The organism is Streptomyces phaeolivaceus, assembly GCF_009184865.1.
Classification (GTDB): Bacteria; Actinomycetota; Actinomycetes; order Streptomycetales; family Streptomycetaceae; genus Streptomyces; species Streptomyces phaeolivaceus.
Genome location: NZ_CP045096.1, coordinates 6,628,952 through 6,648,873, shown reverse-complemented (window position 1 = coordinate 6,648,873; position 19,922 = coordinate 6,628,952). Strand labels below are relative to the sequence as shown.

The 19,922-nt window shown below is 71.0% G+C and carries 20 protein-coding genes and 2 pseudogenes; 7 read left to right on the top strand and 15 right to left on the bottom strand.

Going from position 1 to position 19,922, the window contains the following annotated elements; all coding sequences use genetic code 11:
• Positions 1-17 precede the first annotated feature (17 nt).
• A complete protein-coding gene (locus tag F9278_RS30945) occupies positions 18-1,220 on the top strand; it encodes a class I SAM-dependent methyltransferase (RefSeq protein ID WP_152171231.1) in 1,203 nt (400 codons plus the stop codon).
• A 90-nt stretch (positions 1,221-1,310) separates the two neighbouring features.
• On the opposite strand, the gene F9278_RS30940 is transcribed toward F9278_RS30945, so the two are convergent.
• The 5 genes from F9278_RS30940 to F9278_RS30920 all read right to left on the bottom strand — a co-directional run bounded on the left by F9278_RS30940 (position 1,311) and on the right by F9278_RS30920 (position 6,887).
• Positions 1,311-2,588 (bottom strand): RNA polymerase sigma factor, encoded by a 1,278-nt coding sequence (locus tag F9278_RS30940; protein ID WP_152171230.1) that lies wholly within the window; start codon positions 2,586-2,588, stop codon positions 1,311-1,313.
• Positions 2,589-2,643: 55 nt separating this feature from the next.
• Complete coding sequence (locus tag F9278_RS30935) at positions 2,644-3,000, bottom strand: YciI family protein (protein WP_152174231.1); 357 nt, start codon at positions 2,998-3,000, stop codon at positions 2,644-2,646.
• Between the two features lie 124 nt (positions 3,001-3,124).
• Complete coding sequence (locus tag F9278_RS30930; protein WP_226967032.1) at positions 3,125-4,198, bottom strand: LCP family protein; 1,074 nt, start codon at positions 4,196-4,198, stop codon at positions 3,125-3,127.
• 73 nt (positions 4,199-4,271) lie between these two features.
• Entirely contained in the window at positions 4,272-5,618 is a 1,347-nt protein-coding gene (locus F9278_RS30925; protein WP_152171228.1) for an endo-1,4-beta-xylanase, read from the bottom strand.
• A gap of 207 nt (positions 5,619-5,825) precedes the next feature.
• Positions 5,826-6,887: a LacI family DNA-binding transcriptional regulator gene (locus F9278_RS30920; protein WP_152171227.1), complete on the bottom strand. Its 1,062-nt coding sequence runs from the start codon at positions 6,885-6,887 to the stop codon at positions 5,826-5,828.
• A gap of 134 nt (positions 6,888-7,021) precedes the next feature.
• On the opposite strand from F9278_RS30920, the gene F9278_RS30915 reads away from it, so the two are divergent.
• From F9278_RS30915 to F9278_RS30900, 4 genes are all read left to right on the top strand, one after another.
• On the top strand, positions 7,022-8,407 hold the full coding sequence (locus F9278_RS30915; protein WP_152171226.1) for an ABC transporter substrate-binding protein: 1,386 nt from the start codon (positions 7,022-7,024) through the stop codon (positions 8,405-8,407).
• The gene (locus F9278_RS30910) at positions 8,404-9,330 is read left to right on the top strand and encodes a carbohydrate ABC transporter permease (protein WP_226967031.1); all 927 of its coding nucleotides are present in this window, start codon (positions 8,404-8,406) and stop codon (positions 9,328-9,330) included. The genes F9278_RS30915 and F9278_RS30910 overlap by 4 nt, the downstream gene beginning before the upstream one ends.
• A gap of 9 nt (positions 9,331-9,339) precedes the next feature.
• Entirely contained in the window at positions 9,340-10,245 is a 906-nt protein-coding gene (locus F9278_RS30905; RefSeq protein ID WP_226967030.1) for a carbohydrate ABC transporter permease, read from the top strand.
• Positions 10,246-10,306: 61 nt separating this feature from the next.
• Positions 10,307-12,610 (top strand): beta-xylosidase/alpha-l-arabinosidase, encoded by a 2,304-nt coding sequence (locus F9278_RS30900; RefSeq protein WP_152171225.1) that lies wholly within the window; start codon positions 10,307-10,309, stop codon positions 12,608-12,610.
• A gap of 136 nt (positions 12,611-12,746) precedes the next feature.
• Here F9278_RS30900 and F9278_RS48860 read toward each other — a convergent pair.
• The 6 genes and pseudogenes from F9278_RS48860 to F9278_RS30875 form a co-directional block, all read right to left on the bottom strand.
• Positions 12,747-12,863, bottom strand: a pseudogene (locus tag F9278_RS48860) (DUF397 domain-containing protein); the annotation flags it as partial.
• A gap of 69 nt (positions 12,864-12,932) precedes the next feature.
• Positions 12,933-13,472, bottom strand: a pseudogene (locus tag F9278_RS30890) (transposase); the annotation flags it as partial.
• A complete protein-coding gene (locus F9278_RS48280; protein WP_264300232.1) occupies positions 13,436-13,567 on the bottom strand; it encodes a hypothetical protein in 132 nt (43 codons plus the stop codon). The pseudogene F9278_RS30890 and the gene F9278_RS48280, both read right to left, overlap by 37 nt.
• A 381-nt stretch (positions 13,568-13,948) precedes the next feature.
• The gene (locus F9278_RS30885) at positions 13,949-14,323 is read right to left on the bottom strand and encodes a hypothetical protein (RefSeq protein ID WP_152171224.1); all 375 of its coding nucleotides are present in this window, start codon (positions 14,321-14,323) and stop codon (positions 13,949-13,951) included.
• A gap of 826 nt (positions 14,324-15,149) precedes the next feature.
• A complete protein-coding gene (locus F9278_RS30880) occupies positions 15,150-15,473 on the bottom strand; it encodes a MoaF-related domain-containing protein (RefSeq protein ID WP_152171223.1) in 324 nt (107 codons plus the stop codon).
• Positions 15,474-15,491: 18 nt separating this feature from the next.
• Positions 15,492-15,698 carry a nuclear transport factor 2 family protein gene (locus F9278_RS30875; RefSeq protein WP_152171222.1) on the bottom strand — a complete coding sequence of 69 codons (207 nt, stop codon included), beginning with the start codon at positions 15,696-15,698 and terminating at the stop codon, positions 15,492-15,494.
• A gap of 130 nt (positions 15,699-15,828) precedes the next feature.
• Here F9278_RS30875 and F9278_RS30870 point away from each other — a divergent pair, with 130 nt between their 5' ends.
• Complete coding sequence (locus F9278_RS30870; protein ID WP_152171221.1) at positions 15,829-16,575, top strand: PH domain-containing protein; 747 nt, start codon at positions 15,829-15,831, stop codon at positions 16,573-16,575.
• On the opposite strand, the gene F9278_RS30865 is transcribed toward F9278_RS30870, so the two are convergent.
• The 4 genes from F9278_RS30865 to tsaB are packed head-to-tail and all read right to left on the bottom strand — an operon-like array spanning position 16,523 to position 19,050.
• Positions 16,523-16,783, bottom strand: coding sequence for a hypothetical protein (locus F9278_RS30865; protein WP_152171220.1), 261 nt, complete (start codon positions 16,781-16,783; stop codon positions 16,523-16,525). The two genes, F9278_RS30870 and F9278_RS30865, sit on opposite strands and share 53 nt — an antisense overlap.
• Positions 16,780-17,889, bottom strand: a complete 1,110-nt coding sequence (tsaD, locus tag F9278_RS30860) for a tRNA (adenosine(37)-N6)-threonylcarbamoyltransferase complex transferase subunit TsaD (protein WP_152171219.1) — start codon at positions 17,887-17,889, stop codon at positions 16,780-16,782. The genes F9278_RS30865 and tsaD overlap by 4 nt, the downstream gene beginning before the upstream one ends.
• On the bottom strand, positions 17,882-18,394 hold the full coding sequence (gene rimI / locus F9278_RS30855; protein ID WP_152171218.1) for a ribosomal protein S18-alanine N-acetyltransferase: 513 nt from the start codon (positions 18,392-18,394) through the stop codon (positions 17,882-17,884). The genes tsaD and rimI overlap by 8 nt, the downstream gene beginning before the upstream one ends.
• The gene (gene tsaB / locus F9278_RS30850; RefSeq protein ID WP_152171217.1) at positions 18,391-19,050 is read right to left on the bottom strand and encodes a tRNA (adenosine(37)-N6)-threonylcarbamoyltransferase complex dimerization subunit type 1 TsaB; all 660 of its coding nucleotides are present in this window, start codon (positions 19,048-19,050) and stop codon (positions 18,391-18,393) included. Before tsaB ends, rimI begins: the two co-directional genes overlap by 4 nt.
• Positions 19,051-19,174: 124 nt before the next feature.
• Between tsaB and F9278_RS30845 the strand changes: the two genes are divergently transcribed.
• Complete coding sequence (locus F9278_RS30845; RefSeq protein WP_193241708.1) at positions 19,175-19,735, top strand: L,D-transpeptidase; 561 nt, start codon at positions 19,175-19,177, stop codon at positions 19,733-19,735.
• Positions 19,736-19,922 lie beyond the last annotated feature (187 nt).

Below are 19,922 nucleotides of genomic sequence, written 5' to 3'. Positions count from 1 at the left end.
CCCCCTCCCCCGACCGCATGACCGACAATGACCCGGTGAACGACCTCGACCCCGCCACCTACCTCACCCCCCTCCTCACCCCCGAGGGGGCCGCCCTCCTCGACGAGGTGCGTGGAGTCGAACCGGCGCGGGAGCTGGCCGTGGCGACCCGGCTGCGCCGCGACCACCCGGCGGACCTGGTCTCGGCGGCCCTCGGGCAGGCCCGGCTGCGGCAGCGGGCGGTCGTGAAGTTCGGGGCGGCGGACGCGGACCGGATGTTCTTCACGCCGAACGGGGTCGAACAGTCGACGCGGACGAGCGTGGCGACGTACCGGGCGGAGCGGATGCGCGCGCTCGGCGTGACCTCCGTCGCCGACCTGTGCTGCGGCATCGGCGGCGACGCGATCGCCCTCGCGCGCGCCGGGATCCGCGTGCTGGCCGTCGACCGCGACCCGCTGACGGCGGCGGTGGCCCGCGCCAACGCCGACGCGCTCGGCCTCGCCGAACTGATCGAGGTGCGCGAGGCGGATGTGACGGAGGTGGAGACGGCCGGGTACGACGCCGTGTTCGTCGACCCGGCCCGGCGCTCCTCCGGCCGCGGCCGGATCTTCGACCCCGAGGCGTACTCCCCGCCGCTCTCCTGGGCCGTCGCCACCGCGCTCAAGGCCCCGCGCGCCGCCCTGAAGATCGCCCCGGGCATCCCGCACCAGGCGATCCCCGCCGAGGCCGAGGCCGAGTGGATCTCCGACGGCGGCGATGTGAAGGAGGCGGTGCTCTGGTTCGGGACGGGGGAGGCGGGTGCGGTGCGGGCGACGCTGCTGCCCGGACCCCGGAGCCTGCGTGGGCGGGGGCTGCCGGATCCCGAAGTCCGGGCCGTGGGGCGGTACTTGTACGAGCCCGACGGTGCGGTCATCCGGGCCCATCTGGTGGCCGAGGTCGCCGAGGAGTTGGCCGGTGGGCTGGTCGACCCCACGATCGCGTACGTCACGGCCGACGAGCACCGGGGCACGCCGTATGCGACCGCCTATGAGATCACCGATCAACTGCCCTTCAATGTGAAGAAGTTGAAGGCGCTGCTGCGGGAGCGGGGGGTTGGGATCCTGACCGTGAAGAAGCGGGGGTCGGCTGTCGAGCCGGAGGAACTGCGGAGGAAGGTCAAGCCGCAGGGGCGGGGGGCGGCGACGGTGTTTCTGACGCGGGTGGCGGGGGCGCCGACGATGTTGATCGGGCGCCCTGTGTGAGTGAGGGCCGTCGTTCGGGTGCGGCGGCGTCGTGGCTGGTCGCGCAGTTCCCCGCGCCCCTGAAAGGCGGCTCCGCCGCCCCTTCAGGGCTCAGCTCGGCTCCCCCTCCCCGGCCTCCTCCGCCCTCGCCCGCAGCAGTGCCCGTTCCCGTTCGTTGCGGGCCAGGCCGGCCGCTCGTTCGAACTCGGTGCGGGCCTCCTGCGTACGGCCGAGGCGGAGCAGTAGGTCGCCTCGGACGCTCGGGAGCAAGTGGTAGTCGCGGAGGGCGGGTTCCGTGGCGAGGCGGTCGACGATCTCCAGGGCGGGGGCGGGGCCCTCGGCCATGGAGACGGCGACGGCGCGGTTGAGTTCGACCACGGGGGACGGGGTGCGGGCGGCCAGCAGGGCGTAGAGGGTGGCGATGCGGGGCCAGTCCGTCTCCTCGTACGTGTGAGCCCGGGCGTGGCACGCGGCGATGGCGGCCTGGAGCGCGTACGGGCCGGGGGCGCCGCTCGCGGCGGCCGTGGCGCGGCCGAGGGCGGTGAAGCCGCGGGCGATGAGGAGGCGGTTCCAGCGGCGGCGGTCCTGGTCCTTCAGCAGGACCGGCTCCCCGGAGGGCCCCGTGCGGCCGACGGCCCGTGACTCCTGGAGCTCCAGCAGCGCCACCAGGCCGTGCACCTCGGGTTCCCTGGGCATCAACTGGGCCAGCACGCGCGCCAGCCGGAGGGCGTCCTCGCAGAGCGCGGGGCGCAGCAGGTCGTCGCCGGCGGTGGCCGCGTACCCCTCGTTGAAGATCAGGTAGATGACCTCGAGGACAGAGTCGAGGCGGGCCTCGCGGTCGGGGCCGTACGGCACCTCGAAGGCGACGTTCTTCGTCGCGAGCGTGCGCTTGGCGCGGACGATCCGCTGGGCGACGGTCGCCTCGGGGGCCAGGAAGGCGCGGGCGATCTCGGGGGTGGTGAGGCCGCCGAGGAGGCGGAGGGTGAGGGCGATCCGGGCCTCGGCGGAGAGCACCGGGTGGCAGGCCGTGAAGACGAGGCGGAGCAGGTCGTCGTCGATGTCGTCCGGGTCGGACGGCCGGTCGAGATACGGTCCCGCCGTCTCCAGGTCCCGCCCCACCTCGGCGAGCTTGCGCGCGTACCGCTCCCGGCGGCGTACGAGATCGATCGCCCGGTGCTTGGCCGTGGCCGTCAGCCAGGCTCCCGGGTTGTCCGGCACCCCGTCGCGCGGCCACTGCTCCAGCGCGGCGACCAGAGCGTCCTGGGCCAGCTCCTCCGCGATCCCGACGTCCCGCACGATCCGCGCGACCCCGGCGATGATCCGGGGCGACTCGATCCGGAACACGGTCTCGACGGTCGTCTTCAGGTCCGCGGTGGGCTGTGAGGTCACAGCCCACCATCAGACACCCGGAGGACGGCCCCGCCAAACAGGCCGCCGGGGGGACTCAGCCCTCCGCGACCTCCCGCACCTCACAGCTGACGGTCCACTCCTCCCCGTGCACCTTCAGGAACCGCTTGGTCCACTCGATCGCCTCGGCCATGTCCTTGCACTGCATCAGCGCGTAGCCGCCGACGACCTCCTTGGACTCGGTGAACGGCCCGTCCGTGACGGAGATCTTCCCGCCCTCCCAGTGCACCCGTGTCCCCTGTGCGGACGGCGTCAGCCCGGCGGTGTCGAGCATGACCCCGGCCTTGGTGATCTCCTCCAGCAGCTCGCCCATCCGCTGCATCAGCTCGGGGCTGGGTCCCTCGGCGGGGGCGGTCTTCTCGTCGATCTGGACCAGTGACAGATAGCGCGGCATGGTGACTCCCAACGCATCGGCGAGCGGGGCCTGTCCCCGACTCTCACCCATGCGTCGAACGGCCGCACGCCGGATCGACACGGCCGCCGGGATTTCCCGGAAACTCTTTCCACCGCAGCTTCGGCTACTTGAGCGACTCCCACAGCTCGCTCGCCTCCGGCTCGTCCGCGACGACCCGGTTGCGGTCGTAGGAGGCCGTGACCACCGGCATCATGACGGTCTTCGTGGCGGTCGACGACAGGCCCTGCAGGCTTTCGCCGAGGGTGACCAGTTCGGTGAGGGAGTCGAGGCCGGTGTCGGTGGTGAGGCTGCCGGTGACGGCGTCGGCGGCGCGGTAGAGCTGGGCGGGGTTGGTGAGGAGGTCGGTCGAGGAGATCTGGTCCAGCAGGGACTTGACCAGTTTCTGCTGGAGACCGATGCGGCCGAGGTCGCTGCCGTCGCCGATGCCGTGGCGGGTGCGGGCGAGGGCGAGGGCCTGCTCGCCGTCCAGGTGGTGGGTGCCCGCCTCCAGGGTCAGATGCGAATCCTCGTCGTCGATGTCCTCGTCCGTCGTCACCGTGACGCCGCCGAGCGCGTCGACCAGCTTCGCGAAGCCGGCGAAGTCGATCTCGATGTAGTGGTCCATGCGGACGTCCGTCATCGACTCGACGGTCTTGACCGCGCAGACCGGACCGCCGACCGCGTACGCCGTGTTGAACATGACGTTGTACGCGACCGCCGTCGAACCGCCCGACTCCAGCGGGCAGGACGGGCGGGTGACGAGCGTGTCGCGGGGGATGCTGACGACCGTCGCCCCGGTGCGGCCCTCGTCGATGTGGACGACCATCGCGGTGTCCGAGCGGGCGCCCGAACTCTCGCCACCGCCGCCGAGTTCGGCGTTCTCCTTGCCGCTGCGGGAGTCGGAGCCGAGGACGAGGATGTTCAGGGCGCCGCTCGGCAGCGGCGAGGCGGAGGCCGACGTGGAGGGCTCGGCGGAGGACTGGGCCTTCGCGGGGCGGTTGTCGCCGAGCGCGCTGTTGATGTCTACGCTCCTGATGTTGTCGTTGAGCCGCCAGAACGCCCAGCCCGCCCCGCCCGCGCCGAGTACGAGGGCGCCGGCGAGCGCGCAACCGGCGATCTTCAGCCAGCGCCGCCGCTGTCCGCCCGCGCCCCCGCTGTTGTCCTCGGCGTCCCCGAACGCGCTTTCTTCACCATTCACGCACAGGAACTTACGTCCGAATTGTTACGGGCAGAACCTCCTGGCGGCATTCCTTCGGGAATTCTCAGACTTCTCAGCCCAGCGTCACGGTCGGGAGCGGATTGCTTCCGGTCCAGGTGCCGTTGAAGCCGAAGCTCACCGAACCGCCGCTCGGTACACCGCCGTTCCAGGAGGCGTTGGCGCAGCTGACGGCCGCGCCGGTCTGGGTGCAGGTCGCGTTCCAGGCCTGCCCGACCTGCTGCCCCGCTCCGAACGTCCAGGTGACCCGCCAGGAGGAGAGCGAGGAGCCGGCCGCGCAGCTGATCGTGACGTTGCCGGTGAAGCCGGTGTTCCACTGGTTCGGGACGCTGTACGCCGCCGAGCACCCGGCCGGGACCGGTGGCTCGGTGACAGTGCCGCCGAGTGCCGTCACGATGCCGTAGTACGCGGGTTTCGGCGCGTAGTTCTCGTCGTACGGGGTGGCCGCGCCCTGTCCCGGGAACGTGTCCGGGATCCAGGAGTCGGAGTCGGTGAAGCCCCAGACGGTGACGCCGGTGCAGCGGGTCACGGCCACGCAGGCCTTGACCACGGCGTCGTACTCGGTGCGCTGCTGCGCCAACTTGGCCGCGGTGGAGGGGAGTTGCATACGGATGTCGAGTTCCGTGATGGCGACGTCCACGCCCAGGTCGGCGAAGCGCTGGATGTTCTGCTGGAGGGTGGAGGGGACCTGGCCGAGGATCAGATGGGCCTGGAGGCCGACGCCGTCGATGGGGACGCCGCGTGCCTTGAGGTCGCGGACCAGGTTGTAGAGGGCCGTGCTCTTCGCGTTGACGCCCTCCACGTTGTAGTCGTTGATGTAGAGCCTGGCGGCCGGGTCGGCGGCGCGGGCGGCGGTCAGTGCCTGGGCGATGTAGTCGGCGCCGAGGCCGTTGTACCAGACGGTCTGGCGGTAGGTGCCGTCCTCGTTGAAGGGTTCGTTGACCACGTCCCAGGCGGCCAGGCGGCCCTTGTAGCGGCCGACTTCGAGCGCGATGTGGTCGTTCATCAGGGTGCCGAGCTGGGCGGGCGTCCAGGTGCCGTTGGTCAGCCAGCTCGGGTTCTGGCTGTGCCAGACCAGGGTGTGGCCGCGTACGTCCTGGTCGTGGGCCTCGGCGAAGGCGACGATCTGGTCGGCCTCGGTCCAGTTGAAGTTGCCCCGGGTGGGTTCGACCGAGCCCCACTTCATGGCGTTGCCGGGGGTGAGCCAGTTGAACTCCCCGGCCGCGATGTCGCCGTAGGTGCCGGTGAGCTTGGAGCCGGTGACGGCGGTGCCGATCGCCTTGCCCTTGGCCGCGGCGAGGTCGCGCAGGGGTGGGTCGGCGGCGTGGGCGGTGGGGGCGGTGACCAGCAGGGCGGCGAGGGCCGCGATGCCGGTGAGCAGGGTACTCAGGGAGGGTCTCATTGCGGGTGCCTCCGAAAGTTTCGGTGGTGCAACCGATTGACTTCGGAGGAGTGTGGAGGGGGTTGCGTCAACCGTCAATACATCAACATCCGGACACGCGTCTGCCGGGATCGGTTCGTGGCCGGCTGACCCGTTCGTCGTGGCTTGTCGCGCCCACGCGGCGGAGCCGCACATCGACACAGCCCCGCGCCCCTTCAGAGCGCGCCCCTAAAGGGGCACGGCCCCCGTACTGCTCCGCACCACCAAGCTCGTCGCCAGCTCCACCCGCGTCGCCGTCGAAGGCCCCCCGTCCTGGCGGCCGAGGTCCAGCACCAGGCGGGCCGCCGCCTCGGCCATCTCCATCAGGGGCTGGCGTACGGTCGTCAAGGGCGGGCCGACCCAGCGGGCCACCGGGAGGTCGTCGAAGCCGACGACGCTGAGGTCCTCGGGGATGCGCAGGCCCAGTTCGCGGGCGGCCTCGTAGAGGCCGAGGGCCTGGAGGTCGTTGCCCGCGAAGACCGCAGTCGGACGGTCGGGGCGGCGCAGCAGATCGAGCCCGAGGCGGTAGCCGGTCTCGTGGTGGAAGTCCCCGGCCTTGATCAGATCGTCGGCGACCGGCAGCCCGGCCGTCTCCAGCGCGGCCCGGTAGCCGTCGACGCGGGCACGGCCGCACATCATCCGTGAGGGTCCGCTGATGGCGCCGATCCGCCGGTGGCCCAGCTCGACCAGGTGCCGGGTGGCGGCGAGGCCGCCCTGCCAGTTGGTGGCGCCGATCGAGGGCACGTCGTCGCCGGGGTCGCCCGCCGGGTCCATCACCACGAACGGGATGGAGCGGCTGGTGAGCAGCGCGCGCTGGGACTCGTCCAGCCCCGACAGGACGAGCACGACGCCGTGCGGGCGGCGGGCCGCGACCTGGTCGGCCCAGGTGCGGCCGGGGGTGAGCCGCCCCGCGCTCTCGGAGAGGACGACGCTCAGGCCCTCCTCCCGCGCGATGTTCTCCACGCCCCGGATGACCTCCATCGCCCAGGCGCTCTCCAGCTCGTGGAAGACCAGGTCGATGAGGGGGGACCGGGTCGCCTCGGCGCGCCGGCGGCGGTAGCCGTACTCGCGCAGCAGCTCCTCGACACGGGTGCGGGTGGCGGGCGCGACGTCCGCGCGGCCGTTGAGCACCTTCGAAACAGTCGGAGCCGAGACGCCGGCCTGGCGGGCGATCTCGGCGAGCGTCGCGGTCTGTGTGGACTGCGAGACGCGCGCTCTTGTCTGGGTTTCCTCGGGCTTCGCGGGCTTCATGAGCGGGATCGTATCCCTGCGCGACCTCTTGACGAACCCTTTCGACGGTCATACGTTCCCGGAACATTCGAAGTCCCATCCGAAACATTCGCACGCCCGCATGTACACGTCGAACATTCGCGAAGGGTGCTCCCATGGAGTCGAGTAGAGGCCAGGTCCCCGGCGGCGGTACCAGCGGCGGCGGGGGCGCCCACCCCCTCAGCAGGCGCCGCTTCCTCGGCGCCGGTTCCGCCTCGCTGCTCACCGTCGGTCTCGCCGGTCTCGGTACCGGCCTCACCGCCTGCGGCTCCGGCGGTGGCGCGGGCGGCGGGGACGGCAAGACGCTCACCGCGTTCGTGTACGGCGACGACGCGGTGAAGGTCCAGCAGGCGGGCGTCGACCGGTACAACAAGTCGGCCGCCGCGAAGAAGGCCGGCGGCACCGTCAAGCTGCAGAAGGTCCCCGGCTCCGACTACTCCCCCAAGCTGCGCACGGCGATGGGCTCCCCGAGCGCCCCGGACATCTTCTTCAACTGGGGCGGCGGTTCCATCAAGCCGTACGAGGAGGCGGGCAAGCTCGTCGACCTCACCGACATCATCGAGGGCGACCCGGTCCTCAAGGACGGCTTCCTGCCCTCGGTGCTCGCGGCCGGTGATCTCAAGGGCCGCCACTACGGCATCCCGATGCGCGGCATGCAGCCCGTGATCCTCTTCTACAACAAGACCGTCTTCGCCGAGCACAAGCTCCAGCCGCCCACCACCTGGGACCAACTCCTCGACATCAACGCCAAGTTGAAGAAGGCGAAGATCACCCCCTTCGCGCTCGGCGGCTCCGACGTCTGGCCCGAGCTGATGTGGCTGGAGTACCTGGTCGACCGGATCGGCGGCCCCGAGGTCTTCAAACGCATCCAGGACGGCGACGCCGAGGGCTGGGGCGACCCGACCGTCCTCAAGGCCGCCGAGCTGGTCAAGGAACTCATCGACGACGGCGCCTTCGGCTCCAAGTTCACCTCGGTGTCGTACGTCAACGGCGGCGCCCCGGCGGTCTTCGCGCGCGGCAAGGCGGCCATGCATCTGATGGGCTCCTGGGAGTACTCCACGCAGCTCGGCAAGTTCCCGGACTTCGCCAGGAGCAACCTGGGCTGGGCCGCCTTCCCGACGGTCGAGGGCGGCACGGGCGACGTCCGCAATGTCGTCGGCAACCCCACCAACTACTGGTCGATCAACGCCCGTACGAAGAACAAGGATCTGGCGGTCGGCTTCCTGAAGGACTGCGCGTCGGAGGCGTACGCCCAGGCCCTCATCGACAACGGCGACGTCCCGACCACCTCCAACGCGGCCGATCTCCTCTCCTCCGCGCCCAACCCGGAGTACGCGAAGTTCCAGTACGACATGGTCCAGCAGGCCCCCGCCTTCACGCTCTCCTGGGACCAGGCGCTCGGTGACGGCCTCGGCACCAAGATGCACACGGAGATAGGCAAGCTGTTCGCGGGCCAGTCCTCGCCGGCCGACTTCGTGACGGCATGCAAGGGGCTGAAGTGACCGTCGCGGTCGAGAAGGCCCCGACGGCGGAGAAGCGGGAGGGGAGGCGGGAGAAGCGCCCGGCGCACCACGCGCACCGGGCCGGGCGCCCGCACGCCGCCTGGGCGCTCCCCGGTGTCCTCTTCTTCACCTTCTTCGCGGTCGTCCCGATGGCCCTCGCCCTCTATCTCTCCTTCACCAGCTGGGACGGCCTCGGCGACCCCGTGCCCGTGGGTCTCGACAACTGGCGGAAACTGCTCGACGACCCCCGGATGACCCAGTCCCTGTGGCTGACGGTCGTCCTGACGGCCGCCAGCTGGGTCTTCCAGACGGTGATCGCCCTGCTCCTGGGCGTCTGGGCGGCGGGCCGGCAGCGCAATCGCGCGGTCCTCTCCGCGATCTTCTTCGTCCCGTTCCTGCTCTCCTCCACCGCCATCGCGATCCTGTTCTACGCCCTCCTCGACCCGAACTTCGGCATCATCCAGCGGGACACCCTGGGCTCGCAGAGCGGCGCGTTCCTCGCGATCGTCTTCGTCGGCGGCTGGCAGTTCATCCCCTTCCACACCCTGATCTACCAGGGCGGGGCCCGCCAGATCCCGGACGTCCTGTACCAGGCGGCGGCCATCGACGGCGCCGGCCGCTACCGCCAGTTCTTCTCGATCACGCTCCCGCAGCTGCGCCACACGATCACGACCTCGACCGTCCTGATGGTGGTCGGCTCCCTGACGTACTTCGAGACGGTCCTGATCCTCACCAAGGGCGGCCCCGGCACGGACACGGCGATCCTGCCGTACCTGATGTACGAGGCGGGCTTCAAGACGTACGACTTCGGCTACGCCAGCGCCATCGCGTCCTCCCTGGTCATCGCCGCGACGGGCCTGTCGCTCGTCCTGGTCCGGCTGACCGGCTTCGGCACGATGCGCAGTACCCGCGAAGGGATGTGACGGCACGGAATGTCACACGACACACTGGCGGCGCCCCCGAGAAAGACGAATGAGCCCGCGCGTGAGCCGGTGCGCGCGCCCCGCCGCGCACGCCACTGGAGCAGGCGCGCCAACCCGGTCGCGGGCCTGGGCGCGTTCGTCTGGCTGGTCATCGTCCTGATCCCGATCTACGCGATGCTGTCGGCGTCCCTGACGGGCGCGGACAAGGCCCTCACCGGCAACCCCCTCAAGCCCCCCGCCGACCCGACCCTGGACAACTACAACACCGTCCTGACCAGCGGCTTCGGCCACTTGCTCAGTAACACGGCGATCGTCGCGGTCTCGGTCGTCGGCATCGTCCTGGCCCTCTCCATCCCCCTCGCCTACGTCACCGTCCGCACCCGCGACCGCTGGTCGAACGCGGCCTTCCGCCTGTTCCTCCTGGGCGTGGCGATCCCGGCGCAGGCGGTCGTCGTGCCGCTGTATCTGCTGATCGCGAAGCTCGACCTCTACGACACCCTCCTGGCCGTCATCCTCCCGACGGCGGCCTTCGCGATGCCCGTCTCGGTCCTGGTCCTGGTAGGCACACTGCGGGATGTGTCGGAAGACCTCTACGAGGCGATGGCCCTGGACGGCGCGTCACCCCTGCGCATGCTGTTCCAGCTCACGGTCCCCCTGGCCAAGGGCGGCATCAGCACGGTCGTCATCTTCTCCGCGCTCCAGGCCTGGAACGGCTTCCTCTTCCCGCTGATCTTCACGCAGTCCGACGGCCCCCGGGTCCTCACCCTCGGACTGTTCAACTACGTCAGCCAGTTCGGCGTCAACATCCCCGCCCTGCTCGCCTCGGTCGTCCTCTCCGGCATCCCGATCTTCACCGTGTACCTGGTGGCGCGACGGGCGCTGATAGGCGGGTTGATGGGTGTGGGCGGCAAGTGAGCCCGCTTCGCATCGTTGCCACGGAAACTCACCGACCCCTGACAGTCCTGACAGGAGTTTCATGACCACCCCTTGGCGTGACCCGGCCCTGTCCGCAGCGGCCCGGGTCGAGGATCTGCTCTCCCGGATGACCCTGGAGGAGAAGACCGCCCAGCTGTACGGCGTGTGGGTGAAGGCCGACTCGAACGGCGAGGACATCGCTCCCGACGAGGAGGAGATGCGGGAGGCGTTCGACTTCGACGAGCTGATCACCCGGGGCCTCGGCCAGCTCACCCGCACCTTCGGCACGGCCCCCGTGGACCCGGCGCTGGGCGCGCGTGCCCTGGCCCGCGCCCAGCGCCGCATCATGGCCGCGAACCGTTTCGGCATCCCGGCGATCGCCCACGAGGAGTGCCTCGCCGGCTTCACCGCCTGGCGCGCGACCGCGTACCCGGTCCCGCTGGCCTGGGGCGCGACCTACGACCCCGCGCTCGTGGAGGAGATGGCCCGCCACATCGGCCGCGACCTCGCCTCGGTCGGCATCCACCAGGGCCTGTCCCCGGTGCTCGACGTGGTCCGCGACCCGCGCTGGGGACGGGTCGAGGAGACGATCGGCGAGGACCCGTATCTGGTGGGTACGGTCGGCACGGCGTACGTCCGTGGCCTGGAGTCGGCCGGGATCGTCGCCACGCTCAAGCACTTCGCCGGGTACGCGGCGTCCGTGGGCGCCCGCAACCACGCGCCGGTACGGGCGGGTGTACGGGAGTTCGCGGACGTGACCCTCCCCCCGTTCGAGATGGCGTTGCGCGAGGGCGGCGCGCGCTCGGTGATGGCGGCGTACACGGAGACGGACGGCGTCCCGGTCTCGGCGGACCCGCACCTGCTGACCGAACTCCTGCGCGACGACTGGGGTTTCACCGGCACCGTCGTCTCCGACTACTTCGGCGTCGGCTTCCTGGAGACGAACCACCGCGTGGCGGGCGACCGCGCGCAGGCCGCGCACGCGGCGCTCGCGGCGGGCGTGGACGTGGAACTCCCCACCCTGCGCTGCTACGGCGAGCCCCTGGTGGAGGCCGTGCGCGCGGGCGCGATCCCCGAGGCGCTGGTGGATCGGGCCGTACGCCGGGTTCTGTCACAGAAGTGCGAGCTGGGTCTGCTGGACGAGGACTGGGCCCCGGAGGTGGCCTCTGCCACCGGCCCGGGTCGGATCGACCTCGACTCGCCGGCGAACCGCGCCCTGGCCCGCCGCCTGGCCGAGGAGTCGATCGTGCTCCTGGACAACCCGGACGCGGTGCTGCCGTTGGCCCCCGACATCCGTATCGCGGTCGTGGGCCCCCGCGCGGACGACCCCCTCGCCATGCTGGGCTGCTACTCGTTCCCCTCCCACGTCCTCCCGGCCCACCCCGGCACCCCGCTGGGTATCGAGATCCCCACGGTCCTGGACTCCCTCCGCACCGAACTCCCCGACGCGAAGATCACCTACGCGGCCGGCAGCGACGTCGACGGCGACGACACCGGCGGCTTCCCCGAGGCGGTCGCACGGGCGTCCGAGGCGGATGTCTGCGTAGCGGTACTGGGCGACCGGGCGGGTCTGTTCGGCAGGGGTACGTCGGGCGAGGGCTGCGACGCGGAGGACCTCCGGTTGCCGGGGGCGCAGGCGGAGTTGCTGGACGCGCTCATCGCCACGGGTACGCCGGTGGTGGCGCTCCTGCTCACCGGGCGCCCGTACGCGCTCGGCCGCTGGCACGGGCAACTGGCGGGCGTGGTCCAGGCGTTCTTCCCCGGGGAGGAGGGCGGCCCGGCTGTGGCGGGAGTGCTGTCGGGCCGCGTCTCCCCGTCCGGCCGTCTCCCGGTGAGCGTCCCGAGCCGCCCCGGGGGCCAGCCGTGGACGTACCTCCAGCCGCCGCTGGGCCTGGTCGGCGCGGCGAGCAATCTCGACCCGACCCCGCTGTATCCCTTCGGGTACGGCCGCTCGTACACGACGTTCGCGTGGACGGACTTCGAGGACGGCGGTGGGGAGGGAGAGGTGTCGGTGACCGTCCGCAACACGGGAGAGCGGGCGGGGGCGGAGGTCGTCCAGCTGTACCTGCACGACCCGGTGGCCTCGGTGACCCGCCCGGACGTACGCCTGATCGCCTACCAGCGGCTGGAGTTGGAGCCGGGGGCCGCGTCCCGCGTGACGTTCCGCTTCCACCCCGACGTCTCGTCGTTCACGGGGCGCACGGGACGGCGTGTGGTCGAACCGGGTGCCCTGGAACTGCGGTTGGGCGCGTCGAGTGTCGATGTGCGCCACCGGGTTCAGCTGACGCTGACGGGGCCGGTACGCGAGGTGGGCCCGGACCGCCGGTTGCACTGTGAGACGACGGTCCGGGTGGCCGAGCGCTGACGGTCAGTCCGCCTGGGCTGCCGCGTGCGTGACGAAGGTGGCCCAGGCGGGGGGGCCGAGGGCGAAGTGGGGGCGTGTGGTGTCTTTGAGTCGCGGATGTGGATGGTGGCGGGGTGGCGGCGACCTCTATGCAGTTGTCGCCCTGGGTGCCGCTGTACGTGGACTTGCGCCAGTCCAGGCCGACTTCTATGCAGCTGTCACCTTGGTCCGTGCTGTAGCTGGACTTGAACCACCCCGGTTCGGTGATGCTCATCACGCTCCTCTGATCCGCTCCAGCAGGCTCAGGAAGTCCAGGGGACTCAGGGCGCGTATCGAGTTGTGATCACTGGGTGGTCCGGGTGAGATCTCTGATCCAGATCATTGAGGCACGCAGGTGGAGACCGGCGAGGTAGCTGTCGGGGGTCTTGTCGTACCGGGTGGCGATGCCTCGACGTGCCTTGAGCTTGTTGATCAGGCGCTCGACGGTATCCCTCTCCTTGCAGGGGTCGGCGTCATGGCTGACGGGCCGGCCTCCTCATGGGCCCTTCTTCCGGTTGGCGGCCTGATCCCTCTTCTCCGGGATGACCGCCTTGATCCGGCGTTTGCGCAGGTGGGAGCGGTTTCCGCGGGACGAGTACGCCTTGTCCCCGGCGACCGCGTCCGGCCGGGTGCGGGGGCAGCCGACGGGCCCGCGCACCCGCACCTTCTTCAGGACCGGGATGGACTGCGGGCTGTCCGCTGCCTGGCCCGCAGTCAGGACGGACGCCGGCGGGGGGCACTTCCGGCCGGCAGCGAGGTGAACCTTGCCGGTCTCCCGCCCTCTGGGGCGTCCGAGGAGAGTGGCCTTCAGCCGGAGTTTCCGCCGTCGCCGGAGGCGTCGTCGTTGTTCCCGCGCGGGATCGTCTTCAACATGAGCATCACCAGACCTCGGTGAGCGTGGCCCGGTGTGGCGGCCTGGCGGGCGTGCACCAGGCACACGCACAGAGGGTCTCGGCGGGTGAGATGAAGGCCGCGGGCGACGTCGTTCGTGGCAAGGGCGTCGGCGGGACGGGTGCGTGCCGACGACGCGGACGTCGTGTTCGCCGTCTACGGCGGCGAGACGGCGACCGAGCGTCCTTGACCGAGCCTTCGGCCCTCGCCCCCTCGACGAGGTCCGACCCGGGCCGGTGAAGCGACGACGGCCGACCCGCGCACGGAGTGCGTGACCCGGGCCGTCGTCGAACGCGGGACAGGCATCGTCGTCCGGTCGCCCGGCCGGCCTGGGCCCGCATCAGCCCGCCGGAGGCACGGTGGGCTTCGCGCCGCGTCCCGCTTCCTGGGGATCCGGTCACGGAGGCGAGAGCGAGCCCGGTAAGGCGACTACTTCAACGAGAACCAGTAGTTCGTGGTCGTCAGGTTGTCGGGAACGGTCCTACTGCGGGCAGACCCGGAAATCATGAAGCCATCACACTCCTTGTAGCTCTGGGTGTACACAGAGCTACCGGAGGTCACGCTGACACCGGCGTTCTTGTCCTTGCCCGCCTGAACGGGGAGGCAGCGGAGTGTGACCTCAGCACCAACCCATACCCTGACATAATTGGTACCGGACGGGACGTTCGTGATCATCAGATTATGCCTCGTGGCCGCCTGTGCCGGAGTGGCCGCGGTCAGGCCGATGAGGGCACCACTCACGACCGCAGCCGCGACGAGGCGCCCCGCACGGCCGCGCTGGATCGCCTGAATCGTCTTCTTCATTCCCATACCTCTCACGTCAACTTCCGCCCGCTTCGCGGGCTGCGGCGACCGGAGGGCGGCCCGGGAGGGCCGCCGCTCGGGGTCGCCGCGAGCCGCGCGAGAGTGAAGTTTCAAGTATCTCGCCAGCAGAACGTCCTGACGCCATCAGGCTAGACGACTTTCCTGACAGGTGTCAAGTTCCTCTCTCGACGGTTGACCGGCCGAATCGGCGGCTCGCGGCGGCAACAGGACGCACCATCAGAACCGCCCCGGCGGGTGACGGCCCGATGCCGGGCAGGGAGGGCCTCCGGCCGGGATTCTTGGGCGGGCCCGTCAGAACCGGCCTTCGACAGGAAGGCCGACCCCGCCCACAACAGTGAGGTCCGTGCGGTGCGGTGGGGCCGGCAACGGGGCGAGGACGTCGTTCGTGCGGTGGCCGAGCCGACCGGTTCGGCACTGGACCCTGACGTCACGGGCCCAGGCAACCAGCCGCTGACGAGGCGGTCACCACGACCCGCTCCGAGCGCTCGGCCGCCCGCAACCCGCCGGCCCACGACCTCGACCGGCCACACGCCCGGGTTCGACGTAATACAGCGGTTTGGAGCGGCGAATCCGGGGGCTGAGCCTGGGGGACCCGCGTGGCCTCCCCGAGGGCGTTTCCCTCGGGGATCGGAGGCGGGCGTCGGATGCGCGGGGCCGGCACCGACACCCCGGTCAGCGGCGGGGCGGCGATACGACCGATCGGCCCCCCATTCGCGTCCGCGAGGCCGTCGGTGCGGGCATGCTCAGGTTCGGGTTCCCTTCGCATGCCGGACGACGCTGCCGCATGCGAAAGGAACCTGTCTGCTCAGATTTCCTCGAGCGTGCCGGTGTGGAGTTCGCCGACCCGGCCGTCCGGGGTCTCGTACGTCCAGAACGCATGGACGGTCTTGGTGTTGAGGTTCATCGCATGGGTGACGGTCATGCCCGACTGCTCCACCCAGCCCACGATGAACACACCCGCGCTCACCTCGGCGGCGTGCAGACGCACGTCCTCGACCGCGCCCTTCGTCGGCCCGGCGACCGTCTCGTAGCGCAGACCAGTGCCGTCGGCGGCGTAGGTGTTGTGAAAGACGACGCCGTTGTCGACGCCGAAGCGGAAGGTCTTCCCCGCGTAGGTCGGGTCACTCATGATTCTTCACCCACCACTTCAGAACAGGCCGTTGGCGTGCGGCAGTTCGTCCGGGACCTCGGCGATCACGTCCCAGTGCTCCACGATCTTCCCGTCCGCCACGCGGAACAGATCCCAGTAGGCCACCGGTACCCCGAACTCGCCCTCGGACTGCAGCAGTACCAGATCCCCCATGCTGTCCGACGACTCGGGCTCACCACCCGGCCCCTGCGCAGCCCACTCCACACCGCGCATCATCAACCCAGAGTGACGGCCCGATCGCCATACTGTCCGCCGAACACCACGTACTCCCCCCTCAGTACGCGCGCAGCGACCCCCTTACCCCACGTTCACAGAACCGGGCTATAACAACCCGATGAGCAACGGAACAGAGCGCGAGTACCGAAGACGGCGCGGCATACACCCCGCCTCCCTCGCCCTGCTGGCCGCGGCGGCACTGATCACCGCCATGTCGGTCGGCTCGATGGCGACGATCGGCCCGTCGACCGGGGACGCGCTGGCCGTGACGGCCTGGCTGACCGTCGCCGGCCGAGTCGCGCTGGAGCAGTTCAGGTCGCGTACGTCGGTCACCGCCGAAGGCGTCACCGTACGCGGAGCGATCCGCACCCGCAGTTGGGCCTGGTCCGAGATCTACGGCATCCGGGTCGAGGACATCAAGTGGGGCAGTCCCCGCTGGTCGGGATACCTCTACACCACCGCCGGAGGCAGGGTCCGCCTCCCGCACGTCGACGAGTACCAACTCACCGACCCCATCGCCGAGATCGCCGACCTGGGCGCCACCGCCCTGCGACTGGGTCTGACCTCACTGGACACGCGACCGGACGTGGAGGACCGCATCGCACGCGGAAAGCGGCGCCGCACTGCTTGGCTGCGGGCGGCCGTCGCGAGCGCGGTGCTCATGGTCGCCCTGCTGGTCGTCGACTTCGCGCTGGTCTTCACCGACCAGCCGACGCACACCTACCCGCTGCTCCTGGGCGTCCCCCTGGCCTGCGCCCCCGTCCTCTTCCTGGCCCTGGACCGCATCGGCGAACGTCAGCACCGACGCGGCCTCACGCCCCCTGCTCCACCGACTCGAACCGCCACCGGTGGACAGGCCGAGTGACCAACTCGCCCTCCGGCTCCGGCAGTTCCGGCAACTCCGCGTCGTACGCAGCGTCCCACCACGTGATGACCAGCACCCGGTCCCCCGGCGCCCGGAACGTCTCGCGCCGCAGCGGCCTTACCGACAACCCCTGATCCCGAGCCCAGGCGAGAAGCTCCTCCCCCCGCCCGGCCACCGCCCGCGCCTCCCACATCAACGCGACCGTCACGAGTACAGGTTCTCCTTGCTGACCTCGTGAACGTGGTCGTGTCCGTGGCCGTGGTCGTGGGAGTGCCCCGGCACATGCGGGTCCGTCACCGGCAGCGACGAGTCCGCCGACAGATCCCAGTCGGACGCGGCGCGCCCCCGCGCGACCATTTCCGCGCCCAGCGCGGCGACCATCGCGCCGTTGTCCGTGCACAGCTTGGGCCGGGGGACCCGGAGCCGGATGCCGACGGCCTCGCAGCGCTCCTGGGCGAGCACGCGCAGCCGGGAGTTGGCGGCGACCCCGCCACCGATCATCAGATGATCGACACCCTGGTCCTTGCAGGCCCGTACCGCCTTGCGGGTCAGCACATCCACCACCGCCTCCTGGAAGGAAGCGGCGACGTCCCGCACCGGAACGTCCTCCCCGGCCGCCCGCTTGGCCTCGATCCAGCGGGCCACGGCGGTCTTGAGGCCGGAGAAGGAGAAGTCGTAGGCGGGATCGCGGGGCCCGGTCAGCCCGCGCGGGAAGGCGATGGCGGTCGGGTCCCCCTCCTTCGCGTACCGGTCGATGACGGGCCCGCCCGGGAACCCGAGGTTCAGCACGCGGGCGATCTTGTCGAAGGCCTCGCCCGCCGCGTCGTCGATGGTGGCCCCCATGGGCCGTACGTCCGACGTGATGTCCGTCGACAGCAGCAGCGAGGAGTGCCCGCCGCTCACCAGCAGCGCCATCGTCGGCTCGGGCAGTGCCCCGTGCTCCAGCTGGTCGACGCAGATGTGGGAGGCGAGGTGGTTGACGCCGTACAGCGGCTTGCCGAGCGCGTAGGCGTACGCCTTGGCCGCCGAGACACCGACGAGCAGCGCGCCCGCGAGACCGGGCCCGGCCGTGACGGCGATCCCGTCCAGATCCCTCGCGCTCACCCCCGCCTCCTTGAGCGCCCGGTCGATGGTCGGGACCATCGCCTCCAGGTGCGCGCGGGAGGCCACCTCGGGCACCACCCCGCCGAACCGGGCGTGCTCGTCGACGCTGGACGCGATCGCGTCCGCCAGCAGGGTGGTCCCCCGCACGACACCGACACCGGTCTCGTCGCAGGAGGTCTCGATCCCCAGGACCAGGGGTTCGTCAGCCATTGATCTCGGTTCCTTGTGCGGATACGGAAGTGGAGGGGTCGTTGAGGCGCATGACCAGCGCGTCCACGTTCCCCGGCTGGTAGTAGCCCCGGCGGAAGCCGATCGCCTCGAAGCCGAAGCGCTCGTAGAGCTTCTGGGCGCGGACGTTGTCGACCCGGCACTCCAGCAGCACCTGGGCGCACTCGAAGGTGGTGGCGGCCCGCAGCAGCGCGGTGAGGAGCAGCGCGCCGAGGCCGGTGCCCCAGTGCTCACGGGCGACGGCGATGGTCTGCACGTCGGCGGTGTCCCCGGCGGAGGCGAGGCCGCCGTAGCCGATGATCCGCCCGTCGCCGCCGGCCTCCTCCGCCACGTAGTAGCGGCGGGTGGCGTTGGGCCCCCGCGCGTGGGCGAGGTCCGACCAGAACATGCCCCGGGACCAGGCGTCCTCGGGAAAGAGGTCCTTCTCCAGCTCCAGGACGGGCTCGATGTCCCACCAGCGCATCTCGCGCAGCACCGGGGTCGTCACTTCGGGGTGACCACCTTGTAGTTCTTGGGCACCTGGGCGTCGGGCCGGCGCAGATACAGCGGCCGGGGCGCCTCCAACTCCTCGCCCGCCGCGAGCCGTTCGGCGGCGAGCGCGGCGAGCGCGGCGGCGGAGACGTGCTCGGGCGCGCGGGCGTCGGGGAAGGTGTCGGGGTAGAGGACCGCCCCGGCCCCGACCGCGGGCAGCCCCGCCACCAGCTCGGCGATCTCGGCGGGCCGGTCGACGGCCGGTGCGGTCACCCGCGCGCGGGGGCTGTCGTATCTCGCCCAGTACACCTCTTTGCGCCGGGCGTCGGTGGCCACCACGAACGGTCCGTCCACCTCGCCCTCCGCCTCGTACGCGAGGCCGTCGAGGGTGCACAGGCCGTGGACGGGGACCCCGAGGGCGAGGCCGAAGGTGTCGGCGGTCATGAGGCCGACGCGCAGCCCGGTGTACGGGCCGGGACCGATGCCCACGACGATGCCCGTGACGGCGTCGAGGCGGGTGCCCGCCTCGGCGAGGACCCGGTCGACGGCGGGCAGCAGCAGTTCCCCGTGGCGCCGCGCGTCCACCTGGCTCGACGCGGCGACGACGTCGCTCCCGTCGTGCAGCGCGACGGTGACGGCGGGGGTGGCGGTATCCAGAGCGAGCAAGAGCACGCAAACAGCCTACGGCGCTTCGGCCGGGCAGACTGCCGACCCGGTGCACGTCCCCTCTGCTGCTACCGTCACAGCACAGACGTATTTCACAGGCGTACATGGGTACGAGAGGTGGGCTCAGAAGGTGGCGAGTAGCAGCTCGGTAGTCGTGGCCGGGCTCACCGCGGCGGCCATCGCCGCAGTCGGTTTCCTCACCTATCAGGCGTCGGCGAACGTGCCCGACGACCTGGGGAAGCCGTCCCCCTCCAAGTCCTCGGCACTCCCGAAGTCCAAGACCCCGGCGGAACGGGAGAAGGACACGGAGGAGGCCCTCCCCGACGACTCGGGCACCGGCGAGCGCGTCGTCTACTCCCTCGACGACGACCGCGTCTGGCTGGTCGGCGCGAACGAGAAGGTCACCCGCACGTTCGAGGTCACGCCGAGCACGGTCGACCCGACCCCCGCCAGCTACACGGTCTCGTCCCGCTCGGCCGCCGTCACCGGCTCCGACGGCACGCCCATCGAGAACGTCGTCCGCTTCGCCTCCGTCGACGGCGTCTCCATCGGCTTCAGCGCGGCCGTCGACGGCTCCACCCCCGAGCCCGACCCCACCACCAAGACCGGCGGCATCCGCGAGTCCCGCAAGGACGGCAAGGCCATGTGGGAATTCGCGGGCATCGGCACGAAGGTGGTCGTGGTCGAGTAGGGGGTGCGTTCTTCGGGTGCGGGTCCGGTGGGGGCTGGTCGCGCAGTTCCCCGCGCCCCTGAAAGACACAGGCCCCTGCGGGCCTCGGCCGCGACACGACCGCGAACACCCCTCCCGGAGCGCTACGCAGCCTTGGGACGCCGCACTTCCACCTTCACCGTCACCGGAGGCGCAGGCGCAGGCGGAG